At 65.6% G+C, this 4,278-nt stretch carries 6 protein-coding genes; 2 read left to right on the top strand and 4 right to left on the bottom strand.

The genetic code is table 11. The features are described from left to right. Together LPZ50_RS22495 and LPZ50_RS22490 are read left to right on the top strand one after the other, a co-directional pair. A partial coding sequence (locus tag LPZ50_RS22495; RefSeq protein WP_230665055.1) for a hypothetical protein occupies positions 1-288 on the top strand: 288 nt, incomplete at its 5' end. 205 nt (positions 289-493) lie between these two features. Beyond that, on the top strand, positions 494-937 hold the full coding sequence (locus LPZ50_RS22490; RefSeq protein ID WP_230665054.1) for an acyl-CoA thioesterase: 444 nt from the start codon (positions 494-496) through the stop codon (positions 935-937). A 70-nt stretch (positions 938-1,007) separates the two neighbouring features. Here LPZ50_RS22490 and LPZ50_RS22485 read toward each other — a convergent pair whose 3' ends face one another. The 4 genes from LPZ50_RS22485 to LPZ50_RS22470 form a co-directional block, all read right to left on the bottom strand. Then, positions 1,008-1,973, bottom strand: coding sequence for a Bug family tripartite tricarboxylate transporter substrate binding protein (locus tag LPZ50_RS22485; protein ID WP_230665053.1), 966 nt, complete (start codon positions 1,971-1,973; stop codon positions 1,008-1,010). A 40-nt stretch (positions 1,974-2,013) separates the two neighbouring features. Continuing rightward, positions 2,014-2,898, bottom strand: a complete 885-nt coding sequence (locus LPZ50_RS22480; protein ID WP_230665052.1) for an NAD(P)-dependent oxidoreductase — start codon at positions 2,896-2,898, stop codon at positions 2,014-2,016. A gap of 15 nt (positions 2,899-2,913) precedes the next feature. Then, positions 2,914-3,612 (bottom strand): cyclase family protein, encoded by a 699-nt coding sequence (locus tag LPZ50_RS22475; RefSeq protein ID WP_230665051.1) that lies wholly within the window; start codon positions 3,610-3,612, stop codon positions 2,914-2,916. A gap of 64 nt (positions 3,613-3,676) precedes the next feature. Beyond that, the coding region (locus tag LPZ50_RS22470; protein WP_230665050.1) for an NAD-binding protein at positions 3,677-4,278 on the bottom strand (602 nt) is incomplete at its 5' end.

Here is a 4,278-nt window from a genome sequence, read left to right as displayed (position 1 = left end):
ACGCGCAGGCCGTTGGCTGCGAAGCTGACGGCCCCCGCCACGCCGGCGCCCATCGTCGTTCCCCCGGCAGCCCCCGCTGTCGCTGCGGCAGCATCCACCCAGACGCTGCACGAAGTGGTCAACGCCGCCGGCTTGAAGTGGGTGGAAACCGACCCCGACCGCCACGCGCAGACGCTGCAACGCATTGCCGCCAGCTCCGCGCCGGTGCGCCTGGGCCGCGAGCGCAAGCCCGTGGCACCGGTTTCCAACGCGCCGCTGGTGCAGGTGGAAACCCAGCAGCACCACTAAGCACGGCCCGCAAGGCCATGCTGAAAAACGCCGGCAGCCATGCCGGCGTTTTTTTTGCCCTCGCCGCCCGCAGGCAGAACAGCCCCCTGCACGGACTGCAAGCCGAAGGCGCAGCGTGTAGTTTTTTTCGGCACGGTAGACTGGCATGGTTCCCGGGGTCGGCCTGCCTACATGGCGCGGCCCCGCCCACCCTGGAGGCTCTGCCATGACCGACCGGCTGCTTGCCGAACACCGCAACGCCTACCGGCACTTCACACCCATTACCACCCGCTGGATGGACAACGACGTCTACGGCCACGTGAACAACGTGGTTTATTACTCGTGGTTCGATACCGCCGTCAATGGCATGCTGATCGCCGAAGGCATCGCGGGAGCGGACTCTCCGGAAGCCATCGGCCTGGTGGTGGGCACGCAGTGCCAGTATTTCGAGCCCGTATCCTTTCCCACGCCGGTGGAAATCGGGCTGCGCGTGGCCAAACTGGGCACCACCAGCGTCACCTACCAACTGGGGGTGTTTACCGGGCAACGCGACGCCAGCCATGCCGGCGGCGTGTTCACCCACGTGTATGTCGACCCGCAGTCGCGCCGGCCGGTTCCCATTCCCGAGCGGCATCGCGAACGGCTGGCGCGCTATGTCGCGCAGGCCTGACAGGCCCGCGGCGCGAGCCGGCAGGAAGCGCCCTGGCCGGCTTGCGGCCCCCTTCAACCGGCGTGCATAGTCAATCTACGCGCGCGCCCGACTTTTCGACCACCGCCGCCCATTTGGTGATATCGGCCTGCAGCATCGATTTCAGCTGTTCGGGCGAAGTTTGCAGCGGTTCCGCCGCTTGCTCGGCCAGGTTGCGGCGAAAACCGGGATCGGCCAGCAGCGCTGCTACGTCCCGGTTGATCTTGTCCACCACATCGCCGGGAATTCCAGCAGGCCCGAAGATCGCAAACCATGGCGACACATCGAAATCGGGATAGCCGGATTCGGCAATCGTGGGCAGATCGGGAAACCGGGACGACCGCGATTTGCTGGAAATGGCCAATGCTCGCACCGAACCGCTCTCGACCTGCTGGGAAATCGACGGAACACTGGTAAACACGGCATCCAGGCGCCCGCCGAGCAGATCACCCAGGGCCGGCGCCGCGCCCTTGTACGGCACATGCGTCAATTGCGTATCCGCCACGTGGTTGACCATCTCGCCCAGCAGGTGATTAACGGTACCGCTGCCGGCGGACCCGAAGGTCATGCCCGGATGCGAACGGGCCAGCTCGACGAATTCCTGGAAGGTCTGGGCCTTGACGTCTTTGTTGACGGTCACGATAAACGGCACCGTGGCGACAGCGGCAATGGGCGTGAAATCCTTGACCGGATCGAAGGGCAGGCGGCGCAGGCTGACATTGATCGCCTGGGTGCCCTCGTACGTCAACAACAGCGTATAGCCATCCCCGGGGGACTTGGCCACCGCATCCAATCCGATATTGCCGCCCGCGCCGGCCTTGTTTTCCACCACGACACTCTGCCCCCATGCCTGCGTCAGGCCCTGGGCCACCAAGCGGGCCAGCGTATCCGATGCTCCGCCCGGCGACTGCGGCACGATCAATTTCACCGGACGCTCGGGGTAAGCCGCGGACCACGCCGGCGCGGACAAAGTGCAGCAGGCCGCAGCCGCCGCGATGTGCAGCAGGAATTTACGCATTGTCTCCATCTCCTTTGGTATTAGTTCCGGCACGCCGGGTTCAGCCACGCACTTCGACGCCCGCCCAGGTTTCGACGACCCGGCACAACGACGTGTAGTCCGATGCGGCGCCGTGCAGCGATTGCGTGATGGCCAGCATCTGGCGCACCGCGGCCCCCACCACCATGGGCACCCCCAGTTGTTCCGCCTCGTCGATGCACAGGCGTACGTCCTTGTAGGCCAGGCCGGTGCCAAAGCCATAATCGAACGAACCCGGCAGAATGGCGCGCGGAAACTTGTCTTGCGTGGCGCTGTTGCGGCCCGAACCGGCGTTGATGATGTCGAGCATGACGCGCGGATCCAGCCCGCTCTTGACTCCCATTGCCATTGCTTCGGACGAAATGGCAATGGCCGTGGCCGACAGCAGATTGTTGACCAGTTTCATGGTCTGGGCCTGCCCGGCCAGTTCTCCAACATGAAACAACTTGCCGAACGTGCCCAGCAGGCCTTGCACCGACTCGAACACTGGCTTGCTGCAGGACACCATCACCGCCAGCGTGCCGGCCCGCGCGCCCGGCACGCCGCCGCTGACCGGCGCATCGATATAAGTGATGCCCTTTGCAACCAGCGTGGCCGCCGCAGCCGCGCCGGCGGCCGGCCCAATGGTGGAGAAATCGACCACCTGCCTGACTGCTGCGCCGCCGGCCAGGTCCCCAACCACCTCCTGGACCATGCGAGGCGCAGGCAAGCTCAAGAACACCGTGCCTGCAGCATCGGCCACCTCGGCAACCGACCCTGCCACGGTAGCGCCAAGGCGCGCCAGGGGCTCGGTGTTGCGAGGGTCCAGATCGTGAACCACCAGTCGCCTGCCCGCATCGATCAGGCGCCGGGCCATGGGCTGGCCCATGTTGCCGATTCCAATAAATCCCAGAACGTTTTCTTCCATCTCCTCCTCCTTTATTCAAGTACGGGTGTCGCCAAGAACCGGCCAGGAATCCGCTTCGATGGGCCGCGCCAGCACGCGGGCCGGCGCGCCGTCCGACTCCTGGATGTTCAGGGCCATGAAGGCGAACTCTAGCCGCTGCCCGGCCAGGCCCGTCAGGCCATACACGTTCTCCGACACGAGTACGCCATGGCCGAGCAGAATGTGATGGGCCGGCCAGTCGTACCCCGCCGGCCGCCGCGCCACGGGCAGGTCGGGCGTGGGTACGTCGAAGGCCGCGAGCTTCACGCCCTGGTCCACCAGCCAGCGGGCCGCGTCGGCGCCAAGATAAGGATGATCGTGATACTGCGGCGTGCCGGCATACCGGCTCCATCCTGTGTCGATGGCCACGATATCGCCGGCCTGCACCAACGCGCGATGCTCTTGCAGATCGGCGGCCGAAATCGCTTCCCCCGCCTTGCGCGCCACCCGCAATACGGTGCCGGGGCCGCAAAGCCGATCCAATGCAATGTCATGGAATGCCGGTCCGTCAATAAAAAAGTGGCGCGGCGCATCCACGTGCGTGCCAACGTGCACCACCATCTGTATCTCGGTGATGTTCAGGGGGTCAACGGGCAGGCTCTTGATGCGCCGGAACACCGGTTCGGGAAACACACCGGCCCGTGGCGTCGCGGGGCCCAGCGGATACGTCAGATCCTGCCAGGGTCCGGCCGGCATGCAGCGCTGCGGCGGCGGCAGCGTACGCCACCCGCGCCAGCCCATGCCGGCGGAATGATCTCCGTCACACATGGGCGCCTCGCAAAGCCCCTGAACCCGGCGCGCCCGCCGGCCCCTGGCCGACCTGGACGCCCACCCATTGCTCCAGCATCTTCACGACTGTCGTGGAATTCTCGTTGGGCCCCACCTGCAGCACGGTCTGCATCCATAGCCGGTCGACCGCGGTGCCTACCCACAGCGGCACTTGCAGCTCCTCTGCCATCTCCATGCACAAGCGCACGTCTTTACGCATCAGGGCATTGGCAAAGCCATTGTCGAATGTGCGCGGCAGCACATACTTGGGAAAACGGTCTTCAGTGGCCGAGTTCTTGCCCGAGCCGGCATTCAACGTGTCCAGCACCACCTCTGGCTGCAGGCCGGCTTTCACGCCCAGCACCGTGGCTTCGGCGGCCAGGGCGAGATGAGCCGCGGCCATCAGGTTATTGATCAGCTTCATGCTCTGGCCCTGGCCCACGTCCGTGCCGATGACGCGTGGCTTGCCCAGCAGCTGGAATATCCGTGCCAGCCCGGCAACCACCTCGGGGGCGCCCGACACCAGCCGCGTCACGTAGAAGGGCACCACGCCCCGCGCCACTTGCTCGACGGGAATACGCGCAATGCCGCTCA

This window comes from Bordetella petrii, from assembly GCF_020991325.1.
Classification (GTDB): domain Bacteria; phylum Pseudomonadota; class Gammaproteobacteria; order Burkholderiales; family Burkholderiaceae_B; genus Bordetella_A; species Bordetella_A petrii_E.
Note: the sequence above shows the minus strand (reverse complement) of the source record. Positions and strands in the feature narration are given on the sequence as shown.

Excerpts from the sequence above, each read along its gene's own strand:
- LPZ50_RS22490 (WP_230665054.1), top strand. The coding sequence starts at position 494 with ATGACCGACCGGCTGCTTGCCGAACACCGCAACGCCTACCGGCACTTC.
- LPZ50_RS22485 (WP_230665053.1), bottom strand. The coding sequence starts at position 1,973 with ATGCGTAAATTCCTGCTGCACATCGCGGCGGCTGCGGCCTGCTGCACT.
- LPZ50_RS22480 (WP_230665052.1), bottom strand. The coding sequence starts at position 2,898 with ATGGAAGAAAACGTTCTGGGATTTATTGGAATCGGCAACATGGGCCAG.
- LPZ50_RS22475 (WP_230665051.1), bottom strand. The coding sequence starts at position 3,612 with ATGCCGGCCGGACCCTGGCAGGATCTGACGTATCCGCTGGGCCCCGCG.